The following is a 14,519-nucleotide window of genomic DNA, read 5'->3' on the forward strand; positions in this document are numbered from 1 at the left end:
GGAAAGCCATCATGGTCACGCGTGTTCTCACGGTCAGCATCCTGGCCGGGCTTCTGGCTGGCTTGATCGTCGCCGCCCTGCAGCATGTCACCACCACCCCGCTTATCCTCAAGGCCGAGACCTATGAGGCGGCGCTCGCGCTGAAAGCGCCGACGCTCGCCGCTTTCGACGGCGAGGCGAAAATCATCCTCGCGCATGGCCCGGCGGGCGATGCGCCCGGCCATGAGCATGCCGAATGGAAGCCGGCGGACGGCCTCCAGCGCACGCTCTTCACCAGCTCGGTCACGATCGCGACCGCGATCGGCTTCGCCGCGCTGCTGCTCGCCGGCATGATCGCGGCCGGGGAGACCATCGATCAGCGCCGTGCCCTGATCTGGGGCGCCTGCGGCTTCCTCGCCTTCGGCCTCGTGCCGGCGATGGGGCTGGCGCCGGAGCTGCCGGGTGCGGCATCCGCCGCGCTGGAACAGCGCCAGCTCTGGTGGCTCGCAACCGCGATCGCCACGGCCATCGGGTTGTTCGTGTTCCTGCGCTTCGACGCGCCCTGGCTCAAGCTGCTCGCCGTTGTCGTGATCCTGCTGCCGCACATCGTCGGTGCGCCGCATCCGGCCGCGCCGGAGAGCAAGGTCCCGGCCGAGGTCGCGGCGCATTTCGCGGCGCTCTCGCTCGGCATCCAGGCCGCGCTCTGGCTCGCGACCGGCTTCATGGTCGGCGTGCTCTGGCCCTGGGTGAGCCGCCGCGCCGCCGCGGCCTGAGGATAGCGGCGCCTTCGGGCGCCGCGCGAAAGGCAAGCCACATGTCCGAGGGCGACCTCACCATCCATGTCTGCACGGTTTGCAGACGGGCGCGCGCCGACCTCCCGGAGGGTTACGACCAGCCGGGGCTGGCGCTCGCCGAAGCGCTGGCCGCGCAGCTCGCAGCCAAGGGCAGTGCCATTCCGGTGGTGCCCGTCGAATGCCTCGCCGTCTGCAAGCGGCCCTGCACCGTCGCCTTCGCGGCCGACGGCAAATGGACCTATCTGATCGGCGACCTGGATACAGAAACCCATCTCGACGAGATCGTCGGCGCGGCGGAGGCCTATGCCGCCAGCACCAACGGCATCGTTCCCTGGAAAGAGCGGCCCCAGTCCTTCCGCAAGGGCGTGGTCGCACGCGTGCCGCCCATGCCGGCGCGCCAGCAAGGATAAACCCATGAACGCTCCGCAGACCGCCACCCTCGGCAAGACGCCCTGCACGATCATCACCGGCTTCCTCGGCGCCGGAAAGACCACGCTGGTGCGCCATCTCCTCGAGAACGCGCAGGGCAAGAAGCTCGCCGTGCTCGTCAACGAATTCGGCGATCTCGGCTTCGACGGCGAATTCCTGAAAGGCTGCGGCATCGCCGGCTGCAGCGACGAGGACGTGGTCGAGCTGCCGAACGGCTGCATCTGCTGCACCGTCGCCGATGATTTCGTGCCGGCGCTGGAAAAGCTGCTGAACCGGCCGAACCCGCCCGAGCACATCCTGATCGAGACCTCCGGCCTCGCCTTGCCGAAGCCGCTGGTGCAGGCCTTCAACTGGCCGGCGATCCGCGCCCGCGTCACGGTCGACGGCGTCATCGCCGTGGTCGACGGCCCGGCGGTGGCCGAGGGCCAGTTCGCTGATGATCCGGAGGCGCTGGCGGCGCAGAAGGCGGCCGATGCGTCCGTCGAGCACGACAATCCGCTGGAAGAGGTGTTCGAGGACCAGATCCTCTGTGCCGACCTGATCCTGCTCAACAAGAGCGACCTCGTCGACGAAGCCGGCCGCGCCCGCGTCAAGGCCGAAATCGCCGAGCATCTGCCGAAGGCGATCAAAATCGTCGAGACCATCAATGGCAAGGTCGAGCCGGCGCTGATCGTGGGCTTGAGCGCCGCCGCCGAGAGCGATCTCGCCGCCCGCCCCTCGCATCACGGCGAGGGCGAGCACGATCACGACCATGACGATTTCGACTCGGTCGCCGTGCCGCTGCCGGCGGGGCTCACGCCGGAAGAGCTGACGGCGCGCGTCGCGAGGGCGGCAGAGGCCGAGGGCGTGCTGCGCCTCAAGGGCTTCACCGCCGTGCCGGGCAAGCCCATGCGCCTCGTCGTGCAGGGCGTCGGCCGGCGCGTCGGCCATCATTTCGACCGGCCCTGGGGCGCTGGCGAGGCCCGCGACGGGCGGCTGACCGTGATCGGGCTCAAGGGCTTCGATCTCAAGGCCGTGGAAGCGGCCCTCGCGGGGGCGTAACATCGGGCGATGCACCTCCTCCCGACCAGCGAGATCAGGCTCGACGACGGCGGGGACGCCGTCGATCTCGCCCTGCCGCCGGGAGATTTGCTCGTGCTCTCCTTCACCGACAGCGACCTTTCGGCGCTGGCGGTGGCGGCAGGTGACAGCAACCTGTCGCTGCGGCTCGCGCCGCTGCGGCGGCTGAAGCACCCGCTCTCCGTCGATTTCCTGATCGAGAAGACCGCGGCGCAGTGCCGCTTCGTGCTGGTGCGCTGCCTCGGCGGGCTCGATTACTGGCGTTACGGTATCGAGCGGCTGGGCGCGGCCTGCCGCGAGCAAGACATTCCGCTCGCGATCCTGCCGGGCGACGAGCGTGCCGATCCGCGGCTGACCGAGTATGCGACGGTGCCGGCGGAGCTTGCGGCAGGGCTTCTGGCCTATTTCCAGGCCGGCGGCGGCGCCGAGAACATGCGCCGGCTGCTGAGGCGGATCGAAGGATATCTGACGGCGCTTCGACCCTCATCCGACCCGGCTTCGCCGGGCCACCTTCTCCCCCGGGGGGAGAAGGATGAAGCGGCGGCAATCGCGCCCTTCTCCCCTCGGGGGAGAAGGTGCCGGCAGGCGGATGAGGGCCGGCGGGACGCCGCCGACCTTGCACCCATCGCCCTGCCATCCTTCTTCGCATTGAGCGAAGGCGGTGCGCCCCTGCCTTGGCGGGACGCGCTCGCCGCAATCCCGGCCGACCGGCCGCTGGTCCCGATCCTGCTCTACCGCTCCGGCGTCGCGGCGGGCGACACCGCCATGGGCGAGGCCATCGCCGCTGAACTGGCCGGCCGCGGCCTGGCGGCACTGCCGCTCGCGCTGACGAGCCTGAAGGACCCGGCCGTTACAGCCGAGCTCGCGGCACTGATCGCACTGCGCAAGCCGGCGCTGATCGTCACCACCACAGCCTTCTCGGCGCGCGAGGGCGACGACTTCGTGCTCGATGCCGCCGCCTGTCCGATCCTGCAGGCCGTGCCGGTCGGCAGCCCACGCGAGGCCTGGGACGCATCGCCGCGTGGCCTCTCGGCTGCCGATCTCGCCATGCAGGTGGCGCTAACGGAATTCGACGGCCGCATCGGCGCTATCCCCGTCGCCTTTAAGGCGGAGGCGACCGATCCGGCGACCGGCCTCGCCACGCGCCGGCTCGAGCCCCACGCGGAGGGCATCGCCGCGCTCGCCGATCTCGCTGCCGGCTGGGTTGCGCTGGCACGGAAGCCACCGGCAGAGCGCAGGCTGGCGTTGGTGATGTCCGATTATCCTGCTCGCGGCGGGCGGGCCGGCTTCGCCGTCGGCCTGGACACGCCCGCCAGCGTGACGGCGATCCGGAAGCTGCTGGCCGGAGCGGGGTATTCCGTCGATATCCCCTCCTCGGTCATCCCGGGCGACCAGAGGGAGACCCGGAATCCCGGATCGGCGCCGCTATCGCGGCTTGTCCGGGATGACAGCGCAGATTTGGATGAGGGGGCCAGCTTGATGGCAGCCCTTACCGCAGGCCCGGCCGAGCTGAGCCTCTCGCTTGCCGGCTATCGCGACTGGCTCGCCACCATCCCCGCCACAGCGCGCGAGGCTCTTCTGGCGAGCCATGGCGCGCCCGAGGCCGATCCGACCTGCCGCGACGGCGCTTTCCGCTTCCGCGCCGTGCGCTACGGCAAGCTCACTGTCGCATTGCAGCCGCCGCGCGACGCCACGCCAGACCGCAAGGCGCGCTATCACGACCCCGACGCACCGCCCGGCCATGGCTATCTCGCCTTCTACCTCGCACTCCGCCAAGCCGAGGCCGTCGACGCGCTGATCCATCTCGGCACCCACGGCACCACGGAATGGCTGCCGGGCAAGGCGGTCGCGCTCTCCGCCGGCTGCTGGCCGCGCCTTGCCGTCGGCGGGCTGCCGGTGATCTACCCCTATGTCGTCGACGATCCCGGCGAAGCCGCGCCGGCCAGGCGGCGGCTCTCGGCCATCACCCTCGGCCATCTGCCACCACCGCTGGCGGATTCCAAGCCCGAAGGGGAAGTCGCCCTGCTGCGCGATCTCGTCGAGGAATTCTCGCAGGCGCAGGTGCTCGACCCGCGTCGCGCCGACATCGTCGCTGCCGAGATTCGCGCCCGTGCCGAGGCGAGCGGACTGGCAGCCTCCTGCGGCGTCATGCCCGACATGGAGATGAACGAGGCGCTGACGCGGCTCGACGCGCATCTCTGCGACATCGCCGAATTGCCCTTCCGCGACGGCTTGCATGTCTTCGGGCAATCCGAGATCGACCCAGCTTCGGCCCGCAACGAGCGCGAGAACCTGCTCGCCGCCCTCGACGGCCGCTTCGTGCCGCCCGGCCCGGCCGGCGCGCCGCATCGCGGCCGGCCCGACGTGCTGCCGACCGGGCGCAATCTCTCGACGCTCGATCCGCGCGCCATTCCGACGCGCGCCGCAGCAAGGCTCGGCAAGGTGGCCGCGCAGGCGGTGGTGTCGCGCCACCTGCAGGATCACGGCGACTATCCGCGCCGGATCGTGATGGATCTCTGGGCCTCGCCGACATTGCGCTCGGGCGGAGAGGATATCGCCCATGCGCTGGCGCTGATGGGCGTGGAGCCGCTCTGGGACAATGCCTCCACCCGCGTCACCGGCTTCAGCATCGTGCCGCAGCCGAAGCTCGCATTCCCGCGTCTGGATGTGACCGTGCGGATATCCGGCACCTTCCGCGACACCTTTCCAGGCCAGATCGCCTTGATCGATCAGGCGACGCGAGCGGTGGCCGCGCTGGACGAGCCCGACGACTGGAACGAGCCCGCCGCCGCCCGCCGGCGCGGTGAGCACGGCGCGCGCATCTACGGCGCCGCGCCCAGCCGCTACGGCGCGGCGATGGCCGACCGCGCGTTGGATGGCGACTGGACGCATCGCGAAGAGCTGGGCGCCGCCTATCTCGCGGCTTCCGACCATGCCTATGGCGGGCCTGAGGGCCTCGCGACGGCCGATTCCGGCTTTGCCAACCGCATCCGCAGCTCCGATGCCTTCATCCATGTCAGCGACACCGCGGGGCGCGATATCCTGGAAGCGAGCAGCGCGGCCGATGTCATCGGCGGTCTCGCAGCCGCAGCCAAGGCGCTCGGCGCCGACCCGGTGCTCTACAGCCTCGACAGCGCGAACCCAAAAGCACCGAAGGTGCGCACGCTGGCCGAGGATATCGCCCGCATCGTCCATGGCCGGCTGACGCATCCGCGCTGGATCGCTTCGCAGCTCGCCCATGGCTGGCGCGGCGCGGCCGAGCTGGCCGAGGCGGTCGATACGCTCTTCGTCTTCGCGGCGAGTACGGATGCGGTCGCGGACGGGCTGTTCGATGCGGTGTTCCAGGCCTATTGCGCCGATCCGCAAATCTGGACGGCGCTGGAAGCCGCCAATGCCCCGGCGGCCGCCTCGATCCGCGCGCGCCTCGCCGAGGCGGCGCGGCGCGGCCTGTGGACCAGCCGGCGCAATTCGGTCGGGGCCTTCCTGGCGCGGGAGGCGGCGGAATGACCGCGCTCCCGAAAGAGGCGCTGCGGCGCGGCTGGTGCCCGAGCACGCTGAGGCCGATGGAGACCGGCGATGGCTGGCTGGTGCGCCTGCATCCGCCCGGCGCGCAACTGACGCCCCCGCAATTGCGGCGGATCGCGGCGCTGGCGGCGGAGCACGGCAACGGGCTCGTCGAAATCTCGGCTCGGGCCAATCTGCAGATCAGGGGCGTGACGCCGGCAAGCCATCCGATGCTGGTCGAGCGGCTGCTGGCGGAACGCCTCGTCGACGAGCATGAGGGCGACGGCCCGCAGCGGCTGACGCTGGTTTCGCCGCTGGCAGGCGCCTGCCGTCATTCCGGGGCTTCGCGCAGCGAAGAGCCCGGAATCCATGAACACAGCCGGGATCGACGAAGCGCGGGCGATTCCAGCGCCCCGACGATTGGCGACGAAGTTCAAGGTTTGCAGGCTCTCGGCGTTGCCGCGCCCCGGAATGACGGACAGGGCTTGATCGACGCCGCGGCTTTATCGGCGGCGATCGAGGAACGGGTGCGAAGCATTGCCGGCCTGCCAGCAAAGCTCTGCGTCATCGTCGATGATGGCGGTCGACAGGCGCTGGACGGCTTTGCCTGCGACATACGGCTCGTCGCCGTCGAATCCGGCCGGGTGGTCGTCGGGCTCGCCGACACGATCTGGCGCGGCCCGGTTTCGGAGCTCGATGCGCCCGCCATCGTGGAAACCGTCCTGCGCGGGTTCGCACGGGCACGCAGCGCCGCTCCGGAGCGCATCCGCCGCCTGCGCGACCTCTCCGCCGCGGCATTGTCCGGCCTCGGCGGACTGGCTGAAACGGCTGCCCCAGCGCCCCGCCCGGCCCCTCGACGCGCCGGGCTTTTCGCCTTGGCGGGTGATCGCTTCGCGGCGCTCGTCAACCTGCCATTTGGCCGCTGCGATGCGGCGACGCTCGATAGGCTCGGTGCCGGCGTTGGAACGCAGCAGGCCGACATCCGGTTCTCGCCCTGGCGGGGTTTGGCCTTCCGCAATCTCAGCCATGTCGATGCCGAGGCCATGCTTGCCCTCGCAAACAACCTCGGATTGATCACGCGCGATGACGATCCGCGCCTGTCGGTGCAGGCCTGTGCCGGGAGCCCGGCCTGCTCGCGGGCGGAAGCTCCGGCCATGGCGGACGCCGCGAAACTGGCCGAAGCCGCCAGCGACTTGCTCGCTCAGGGTGCCACATTGCATGTCTCGGGCTGCATAAAATCCTGCGCGCATCCGGCCGCGGCCGACCTCACCCTGGTCGGTCGAGACGGACGTTACGACGTCGTGCTCGGCGGCACGGCGCGGGACAAGCCGCTCGCGACGCTTGACCTTTCGACGCTCATGGCGCGATTGCAGCCCGGAGAAGAGATTCACGCGCGGCTCACCAATGCGGCGCGTATAACGGGACCGCGCGGTTGAGCAGGGCTTACGATTACATCCAGGACGGCGCGGCGATCTACGAGCGCTCCTTCGCGATCATCCGTGCGGAAGCTGATCTTGCCCGCTTCAGCGGCGCGGCCGAGCGCGTCGTCGTGCGCATGATCCATGCCTGCGGCATGACCGACCTGCCCGGTGACGTCGAGATGTCCGTCGACTTCGCCGAAGCCGCCCGCACCGCGCTCAAGAGCGGCGCGCCGATCCTGTGCGACGCCAAGATGGTCGCCAACGGCGTGACGCGCGCCCGGCTGCCAGCCGGCAACGAGGTGATCTGCACGCTGGACGACGCGCAGGTCCCGGCGCTCGCGGCCAGTATGGGCACGACCCGCTCCGCCGCCGCGATGGAATTGTGGAAGCCACGGCTCGCTGGCTCCATCGTCGTGATCGGCAATGCGCCGACCTCGCTGTTCCGGCTGCTGGAAACGCTCGATGCCGGGGCGCCGAAGCCCGCTGCGGTGATCGGCATCCCCGTCGGCTTCGTCGGCGCGGCGGAATCCAAGGCGGCTCTGGCGAAGGACGGACGCGTGCCCTTCCTCGTCGTCCATGGCCGGCGCGGCGGCTCGGCCATGGCGGCTGCCGCCGTCAATGCGCTGGCGCAGGACAAGGAATAGCGGCGTGAGCGGGACAGAAAAGACCCTGCTCTACGGCGTCGGCCTCGGCCCCGGCGCGCCGGATTTGATGACCGTCCGGGCGCGGGACATCATCCTCTCGGCCGACCGTCTCGTGCATTTCTGCAAGCGTGGCCGGCGCGGCAACGCCCGCTCCACGGCCGACGCCATCATCGCGCCCGACTCGGCCCGCGAGATCGAACTCGCCTTCCCCGTCACGACCGAGGCCAGCGTCGGCGAACCCGATTATGACGGGCCGATCGCGGCCTTCTACGAGGAAGCCGCCGAGCGCCTCGCAGCGGAGATGCAGGCCGGGCGCAGCCTCGCCGTACTCTGCGACGGAGATCCATTCTTCTATGGCTCCTTCATGCATCTGTGGCGGCGCCTGAGCCAGCGCTTCCCGACCGAAATCGTGCCCGGCGTCACCGGCATGACCGGCGCCTGGGCCGAGGCCGGCGCGCCGATCACCTGGGGCGACGACGTGATGACCGTTCTGCCCGGCACGCTGCCGGAGGCGGAGCTGGCGCGGCGTTTGGCCGACACGGATGCCGCCGTCATCATGAAGCTCGGCCGCAACCTGCCGAAGGTGCGCCGCGCGCTCGTGGCGGCCGGGCTGGAAGGGCGCGCGATCTATGTCGAGCGCGCGACCATGGAGCGGCAGGTGGTGGCCCGCCTCGTCGACAAGGCCGATGACGAGGCGCCCTATTTCGCCATGGTGCTGGTGCCCGGCGAGGGGCGCCGGCTGTGAGCGACGGTCCTTCGCATTCTGTTTCACCGCCGCCGTCATCCCGGACAAGCGGCGCAGCCGCGCCGATCCGGGATGACGGCGCGGAGCGGGACAAGGCAGAGAAAAAGGCCACGACCGCGACAGGCTCGCTCACCATCGTCGGCCTCGGCCCCGGCACGCCCGAATGGATCACTCCGGCCGCGCAGGCGGCGCTCGATGCCGCCAGCGATCTCATCGGCTACGGCCCCTATCTCGACCGCGTGCCGGAACGGAGCGGCCGGACCAAGCATGCCTCCGATAATCGCGTCGAAGTCGAGCGCGCCGCCCACGCGCTGAAGCTGGCTGCTGAGGGCCGCAAGGTCGTGGTCGTCTCCGGTGGCGATCCCGGCGTCTTCGCCATGGCGGCGGCGGTGTTCGAGGCGTTGGAAGCCGGGCCGGCGGAGTGGCTGGTCATCCCGATCACGGTGGAGCCCGGCATCACCGCGATGCTGGCGGCGGCGGCGCGGGCTGGAGCACCGCTCGGCGGCGACTTCTGCGCGCTCTCGCTCTCGGACAACCTGAAGCCTTGGGAAGTTGTGACGGCGCGCCTGACGGCGGCCCTCGCCGCCGATTTCGTGATCTGCCTGTACAACCCGATCTCGAAGGCGCGGCCCTGGCAGCTCGGCGCGGCGCTGGACCTGGCGGCGGAGCATCGCGCGGCTGAAACGCCGGTGCTCTTCGCCCGTGCCGTCGGGCGGCCGGACGAGATCCTGCGCGTTCTCACGCTCGCTGAGGCGATCGCGACAGCCGGCACGGCCGACATGGCGACGCTGGTGATGATCGGGGCATCGAGCACGCGGCTGATCGCCCGCGAGGGCGCCGCGCCTTACGTCTACACGCCGCGCTCGGTGACGAAGAGCCCCTGCGCCACCAGCCAGGGCAGGACCTGATCGATATGATCGACGGTCTCGACATCGGGCTTGGGCGGCCGCTCCACCATCACCACCGGCAGGGAGAGCCGGCGCGCCGCCGCGAGCTTGCCGACCGTCGCAGGGCCACCGGAATTCTTGCTGACCAGGATCTCCACACCCTCGCGGCGCATCAGATCCTCCTCGTCGTCAGTGTCGAACGGCCCGCGCTGCTGGATGACGTCGACATGCGGCACCGGCAGCCGGTCGCCGATCGGCTCGATGACGCGCACGAGGTAGCGGTGCTGGGGAGCATCGGCGAAGGCCGGCAGTTCGAGGCGGCCCACGGTGAGGAAGACCCGGCGCGACGCCTCGCCGAGGGCCTGCACGGCGGCATCGATATCCGGCACCGATTTCCAGCGGTCGCCGGCGCGCGGCGCCCAGGATTCGCGCCGGATCGCCAACAGCGGCACGCCCTCCGCCTTGCAGGCATGCTCGGCGTTGAAGGGCATGATCGCGGCGAAGGGATGGGTCGCATCGACGACGGCGACGATGCCCTGCTCGACGAGATATTGTCTCAAGCCGTCGATGCCGCCGAAGCCGCCGACGCGCACCGGCAGATTCGTCGGCCGGGGATCGACGGTGTGCCCCGCCAGCGAGATAATGGCACGGATTTCCGGAGCTTGATCAGCCAGAAGCTGATCAAGCGCAGCAGCTTCGCTCGTTCCGCCAAGGATGAGGACGGTCATGTCGGCAGTCTTACGTGAATCGGATGCCCTGTCGAGCCGCGAGGCGCCAACGCCCTGGCTCTCGCTGGTCGGGCTGGGGGAAGACGGCCCCGCAGGCCTGAGCCGCGAGGCACTCGCCGCGCTGAACGAGGCCGAGATCGTCTTTGGTGGCGAGCGGCACATCGCGCTCGTCGGCTCCGTGCGGGGCGAGCTCAGGCCCTGGCCGCAGCCCTTCCGCAACGCGCTGCCGCAGATCCTGGCCGAGCGCGGCCGCAAGGTCTGCGTGCTCGCGACCAGCGACCCCTTTCATTACGGCATCGGCAACAGCCTGAGCCGCGCCATCCCGGCCGCGGAAATGCGGATCATTCCGCAGCTCTCCTCCTTTTCGATGGCCTGCACGCGGATGCGCTGGCCGCAGGAGGAATGCGCGCTGGTCTCGCTGCATGGGCGCACGCTCTATCGGATCGTGCCGCATCTGCAGCCCGGCGCGCGCATCCTCGCCCTGTCGTGGGACGAGACGACGCCGCGCGCCGTCGCCGAACTGATGCGGGCGCGCGGCCTCGGCGCCAGCCGTCTCGTCGTGATGGAGCAGCTTGGCGGCCCGCAGGAGCGCGTGCGCGAGACGCGGGCCGATGCCTTCGCCTTCGACGACATCGTGCCGCTGAACATGATCGCGGTCGATGTCGTGGCCGGGCGCGATGCCCATATTCTGCCGCTCACGCCCGGTCTCGACGAGGATTGGTTCGCCCATGACGGGCAGATCACCAAATCGGAAATCCGCGCCATCACCCTCTCTGCCCTGGCGCCGCGCGCCGGGGAACTGCTCTGGGATGTCGGAGCGGGCTCCGGTTCCATCGCCGTCGAATGGTGCCAGCGCCATGTCCGCAACCGGGCGGTCGCCTTCGAGGCGAAGCCGGAACGCGCCGAGCGGATCGCGCGCAACAAGCTCGAACTCGGCGGGCTCTCCGTCGATGTCTTCGGCGAAGCGCCGGCAGGCTTCGTCGGGCGCGAGGCGCCGGATGCGATCTTCATCGGCGGCGGGCTGACGGAGGACGGGCTGTTCGACGCCGCCTGGGCGGCGCTGAAGCCCGGCGGCCGGCTCGTCGCCAATGTCGTGACGATCGAGGGCGAGGCGAAACTCGCCGCGCTGCATGCCGAGCATGGCGGCTCGCTCAGGCGCATTTCGATAGACCGGCTGGCACCCGTCGGCGGCAAGCATGGCTGGCGGCCGGCGATGCCGGTGACGCAATGGCGGGTCGAGAAGCCTTGAGCGGCGGCCGCCTCGTCGCCGGCATCGGCATCCGGCCCGGAACGGGGGCTGCCGACATCCTCGCCTGCCTCGACGAGGCGCTGGCGATCGCCGGCCTTGCGGGCAGCGAGACCGCGCGTTTCGCCACGCTGGCGAGCCGCGTCGCGGAAGCCGGCATGATCGCCGCCGCCGCCGACCGGTCTGCCGAGCTCGTCGCCATTCCCGACGAGGCGCTGAAGGGTTTCGAGGCCGCCTGCGCCACGCGCTCGACCCGCATCGCCTCGCTCTATGGCGTCGGTTCGGTCGCCGAGGCTGCGGCGCTCGCGGCGGCGGGTCTGGGAGGCTCGCTGGTGCAGCCGCGTATTGCGACCGCGCGCGTCACCTGCGCGCTGGCGCGGAGCGCGCCGTGACCATCCATTTCATCGGCGCCGGACCGGGCGCGCCGGACCTCATCACGCTGCGCGGCCGCGATCTCATCGCCGCCTGCCCAATCTGCCTCTATGCCGGCTCGCTGATCCCGAAGGCGATGCTCGACTGGTGCCCGCCGGGCGCGCGCATCGTCGACACCGCCCCGCTTGATCTCGACGCGATCATCGCCGAGATGGAGGCAGCACATCGCGCCGGGCAGGATGTGGCGCGGCTGCATTCCGGCGATCTCTCGATCTGGAGTGCCTGTGGCGAACAGATGCGCCGGCTCGACCGGCTCGGCATTCCCTATACGGTGACGCCGGGCGTGCCGGCCTTCGCCGCCGCCGCCGCCGTGCTGAAGCGCGAGCTCACCCTGCCGGGCGTCGCGCAATCGCTGGTGCTGACGCGCACCTCGGGGCGCGCCTCGGCCATGCCGCCGAAGGAGACGCTCGCGACCTTCGCCGCATCCGGCGCGACGCTCGCCATCCATCTCTCGATCCATGTGATCGGGCAGGTCGTGGCGGAGCTGACCCCGTTCTACGGCGTGGCATGCCCGGTCGCGGTGGTGTTCCGCGCGACATGGCCGGACGAGACGGTGCTGCGCGGCACGCTCGCCGACATTGCCGGACAGGTTCGCGAGAGCGCCCTTGAGCGCACCGCGCTGATCCTCGTCGGCCCGGCGCTGGCGGCAGATGATTTCGGCGAGAGCGCGCTCTATTCGATCGACTACGACCGCCGCTTCCGGCCTCGGGGCGGCGCATGAGCGCGCGCGGCCTGCTCATCGCCGCGCCGCGCTCAGGCTCGGGCAAGACGACGATCACCCTGGGATTACAGCGTGCGCTCGTCCGGCGCGGCCTCACAGTGCGTGGCCTGAAATGCGGGCCTGATTACATCGACCCGGCCTTCCACGCCGCAGCGACCGGCGTGCCGAGCGCCAATCTCGATTCCTATGCCATGCCGGACGGCCTGCTCGGGCGCATCGCCGCAGATGCAATCGAAGCGGCCGATCTCGTCATCGCCGAGGGCTCCATGGGGCTGTTCGATGCCGTGCCGGGGCCGGAGGGCCATACCGGCGCCAGCGCCGACATCGCCGCCCTGACCGGCTGGCCGGTCCTGCTCGTCATCGACGTCTCCGGCCAGGCTCAATCGGCAGCCGCCGTCGCGCTCGGCTGCCAGGTTTACGATCCGCGCATCCGCGTGGCCGGCGTGATCCTCAACAAGGTCGCCAGCGCGCGCCATGAGCGCCTCGCCCGGCAGGGCATGGAGCGCATCGGGATGCCCGTCCTCGGCGCACTGCCGCGCGAAGCGAGCCTGATCCTGCCCGAGCGGCATCTCGGGCTGGTGCAGGCCGGCGAGACGGCCGATCTGCATGCGCGGCTCGATGCGCTGGCGGCGGCCGTGACGGCCGCGGTCGATCTCGACGCGGTGATCGCAGCCGCGGGCGAGACGAGGTTGCCACCCGCCCACGACACCCCGCCCCTGCCCGCTCCGGGCCGGCGGATCGCCATCGCGCGCGATGCGGCCTTCTCCTTCGTCTATCCGCATGTCGAGGCGGGATGGCGGGCGGCAGGCGCCGAACTCGTGCCGTTCTCGCCGCTGCAGGACGAGGCGCCGCCGGAGCACTGCGACGCCTGCTGGCTGCCGGGCGGCTATCCCGAACTCCATGCCGCGACGATCGCGGCGGCGGCACGTTTCCTCGGCGGCCTGCGCGGCTTCGCCGAGACTCGGCCGGTACATGGCGAGTGCGGCGGCTACATGGTGCTCGGCCGCAGCCTGACGGATGCGGACGGCGTTTCGCATGGCATGGCAGGGCTGCTCTCGGTCGAGACCTCCTTCGCCAAACGCAAGATGAATCTCGGCTATCGCCGCGCCGTGCTGCAGGCCGACGGCCCGCTCGGGTCGGCCGGCGCGACCTTGACGGGCCATGAATTCCACTATGCCAGCATCGTCGCGCAAGGCGAGGATCCGCCCTTCGCCGTGGTCGGCGACCCGCATGGCTCCGCTCCGGCCCCGGCCGGCAGCCGACGCGGGCTGGTGACCGGCTCGTTCTTCCATGCCATCGCGACGGCGCCGTCCGCGTGAACGGCGCCCCCGTCTTCGATGAGGCGTTCGCCCGGCAATTCGGAGAACTGCTGCGCTGGCGTCGCGATGTCCGGCGCTTCAGGCGCGACCCGGTGCCGGCCACGCTGATCGAAGAGCTGCTCGCCCAGACTCAGCTCTCACCCTCGGTCGGGCATTCGCAACCCTGGCGCTGGCTCACAGTCGATGAGCCGCAGCAGCGCGAGGCCGTGCAGGCCAGCTTCAGCCGCTGCAACGCGGATGCGCTGGCGTCCTACGAGGGCGAGCAGGCCGCGCTCTATGCCCGCCTCAAGCTGGAGGGCTTGCGGGAAGCGCCGGTGCAGCTCGCCGTCTTCTGCGATCACGGAACAGGACGTGGCCATGGCCTCGGCCGGCGGACCATGCCGGAGATGCTGGACTATTCGGTCGTCGCGGCGATCACGCAGTTCTGGCTGGCGGCACGCGTGCATGGGCTCGGCGTCGGGTGGGTCTCGATCCTCGAACCGGATGTGATCGCGGCGGCAGTGGGTGCGCAGCCCGGCTGGAAGCTGATCGCCTATCTCTGCGTCGGCTGGCCGGAGGACGAATCCGACCTACCCGAACTCGTCAGGGCCGGCTGGGAACAGGGCTGACGG

At 70.6% G+C, this 14,519-nt stretch carries 14 protein-coding genes; 13 read left to right on the plus strand and 1 reads right to left on the minus strand.

Annotated elements, in window-relative coordinates; genetic code table 11:
- Positions 1-11: 11 nt before the first annotated feature.
- The 8 genes from AC1DVA_RS04890 (at position 12) to cobJ (ending at position 9,483) form a co-directional block, all read left to right on the plus strand.
- Positions 12-752, plus strand: coding sequence for a CbtA family protein (locus AC1DVA_RS04890; protein WP_476805169.1), 741 nt, complete (start codon positions 12-14; stop codon positions 750-752).
- A 41-nt stretch (positions 753-793) separates the two neighbouring features.
- The gene (locus tag AC1DVA_RS04895; RefSeq protein ID WP_476805170.1) at positions 794-1,183 is read left to right on the plus strand and encodes a DUF1636 family protein; all 390 of its coding nucleotides are present in this window, start codon (positions 794-796) and stop codon (positions 1,181-1,183) included.
- 4 nt (positions 1,184-1,187) lie between these two features.
- Positions 1,188-2,243 (plus strand): cobalamin biosynthesis protein CobW, encoded by a 1,056-nt coding sequence (gene cobW, locus AC1DVA_RS04900; RefSeq protein WP_476805171.1) that lies wholly within the window; start codon positions 1,188-1,190, stop codon positions 2,241-2,243.
- Positions 2,244-2,252: 9 nt separating this feature from the next.
- On the plus strand, positions 2,253-5,768 hold the full coding sequence (locus tag AC1DVA_RS04905) for a cobaltochelatase subunit CobN (RefSeq protein ID WP_476805172.1): 3,516 nt from the start codon (positions 2,253-2,255) through the stop codon (positions 5,766-5,768).
- Complete coding sequence (locus tag AC1DVA_RS04910) at positions 5,765-7,201, plus strand: hypothetical protein (protein WP_476805173.1); 1,437 nt, start codon at positions 5,765-5,767, stop codon at positions 7,199-7,201. Before AC1DVA_RS04905 ends, AC1DVA_RS04910 begins: the two co-directional genes overlap by 4 nt.
- The gene (locus AC1DVA_RS04915; RefSeq protein WP_476805174.1) at positions 7,198-7,830 is read left to right on the plus strand and encodes a precorrin-8X methylmutase; all 633 of its coding nucleotides are present in this window, start codon (positions 7,198-7,200) and stop codon (positions 7,828-7,830) included. The genes AC1DVA_RS04910 and AC1DVA_RS04915 overlap by 4 nt, the downstream gene beginning before the upstream one ends.
- Entirely contained in the window at positions 7,805-8,575 is a 771-nt protein-coding gene (locus tag AC1DVA_RS04920; protein WP_265051584.1) for a precorrin-2 C(20)-methyltransferase, read from the plus strand. Before AC1DVA_RS04915 ends, AC1DVA_RS04920 begins: the two co-directional genes overlap by 26 nt.
- 134 nt (positions 8,576-8,709) lie before the next feature.
- Positions 8,710-9,483, plus strand: a complete 774-nt coding sequence (cobJ, locus tag AC1DVA_RS04925; protein ID WP_442865051.1) for a precorrin-3B C(17)-methyltransferase — start codon at positions 8,710-8,712, stop codon at positions 9,481-9,483.
- On the opposite strand, the gene AC1DVA_RS04930 is transcribed toward cobJ, so the two are convergent.
- Positions 9,426-10,190: a cobalt-precorrin-6A reductase gene (locus tag AC1DVA_RS04930; protein WP_265051583.1), complete on the minus strand. Its 765-nt coding sequence runs from the start codon at positions 10,188-10,190 to the stop codon at positions 9,426-9,428. The genes cobJ and AC1DVA_RS04930 overlap by 58 nt on opposite strands.
- On the opposite strand from AC1DVA_RS04930, the gene cbiE reads away from it, so the two are divergent.
- From cbiE to bluB, 5 genes are read left to right on the plus strand one after another with little or no spacing between them, the layout of a single operon-like run.
- Complete coding sequence (gene cbiE / locus AC1DVA_RS04935; protein ID WP_476805175.1) at positions 10,189-11,439, plus strand: precorrin-6y C5,15-methyltransferase (decarboxylating) subunit CbiE; 1,251 nt, start codon at positions 10,189-10,191, stop codon at positions 11,437-11,439. The two genes, AC1DVA_RS04930 and cbiE, sit on opposite strands and share 2 nt — an antisense overlap.
- Entirely contained in the window at positions 11,436-11,828 is a 393-nt protein-coding gene (locus AC1DVA_RS04940; protein WP_476805176.1) for a cobalamin biosynthesis protein, read from the plus strand. The genes cbiE and AC1DVA_RS04940 overlap by 4 nt, the downstream gene beginning before the upstream one ends.
- Complete coding sequence (gene cobM / locus AC1DVA_RS04945; protein ID WP_476805177.1) at positions 11,825-12,589, plus strand: precorrin-4 C(11)-methyltransferase; 765 nt, start codon at positions 11,825-11,827, stop codon at positions 12,587-12,589. The genes AC1DVA_RS04940 and cobM overlap by 4 nt, the downstream gene beginning before the upstream one ends.
- Positions 12,586-13,908 carry a cobyrinate a,c-diamide synthase gene (locus AC1DVA_RS04950; RefSeq protein WP_476805178.1) on the plus strand — a complete coding sequence of 441 codons (1,323 nt, stop codon included), beginning with the start codon at positions 12,586-12,588 and terminating at the stop codon, positions 13,906-13,908. The genes cobM and AC1DVA_RS04950 overlap by 4 nt, the downstream gene beginning before the upstream one ends.
- The gene (bluB, locus tag AC1DVA_RS04955; protein WP_476805179.1) at positions 13,905-14,516 is read left to right on the plus strand and encodes a 5,6-dimethylbenzimidazole synthase; all 612 of its coding nucleotides are present in this window, start codon (positions 13,905-13,907) and stop codon (positions 14,514-14,516) included. Before AC1DVA_RS04950 ends, bluB begins: the two co-directional genes overlap by 4 nt.
- The last annotated feature ends 3 nt before the right edge of the window (positions 14,517-14,519 follow it).

It is taken from the genome of Allobosea sp. P4_C6 (genome assembly GCF_056402015.1).

Bases quoted from the DNA above. Each gene is read 5' to 3' on its own strand.
- AC1DVA_RS04910 (WP_476805173.1), top strand. From the start codon at position 5,765: ATGACCGCGCTCCCGAAAGAGGCGCTGCGGCGCGGCTGGTGCCCGAGC.
- AC1DVA_RS04950 (WP_476805178.1), top strand. From the start codon at position 12,586: ATGAGCGCGCGCGGCCTGCTCATCGCCGCGCCGCGCTCAGGCTCGGGC.
- AC1DVA_RS04930 (WP_265051583.1), bottom strand. From the start codon at position 10,190: ATGACCGTCCTCATCCTTGGCGGAACGAGCGAAGCTGCTGCGCTTGAT.
- cbiE (WP_476805175.1), top strand. From the start codon at position 10,189: ATGTCGGCAGTCTTACGTGAATCGGATGCCCTGTCGAGCCGCGAGGCG.
- AC1DVA_RS04920 (WP_265051584.1), top strand. From the start codon at position 7,805: ATGCGCTGGCGCAGGACAAGGAATAGCGGCGTGAGCGGGACAGAAAAG.
- AC1DVA_RS04890 (WP_476805169.1), top strand. From the start codon at position 12: ATGGTCACGCGTGTTCTCACGGTCAGCATCCTGGCCGGGCTTCTGGCT.
- cobW (WP_476805171.1), top strand. From the start codon at position 1,188: ATGAACGCTCCGCAGACCGCCACCCTCGGCAAGACGCCCTGCACGATC.
- AC1DVA_RS04895 (WP_476805170.1), top strand. From the start codon at position 794: ATGTCCGAGGGCGACCTCACCATCCATGTCTGCACGGTTTGCAGACGG.
- AC1DVA_RS04905 (WP_476805172.1), top strand. From the start codon at position 2,253: ATGCACCTCCTCCCGACCAGCGAGATCAGGCTCGACGACGGCGGGGAC.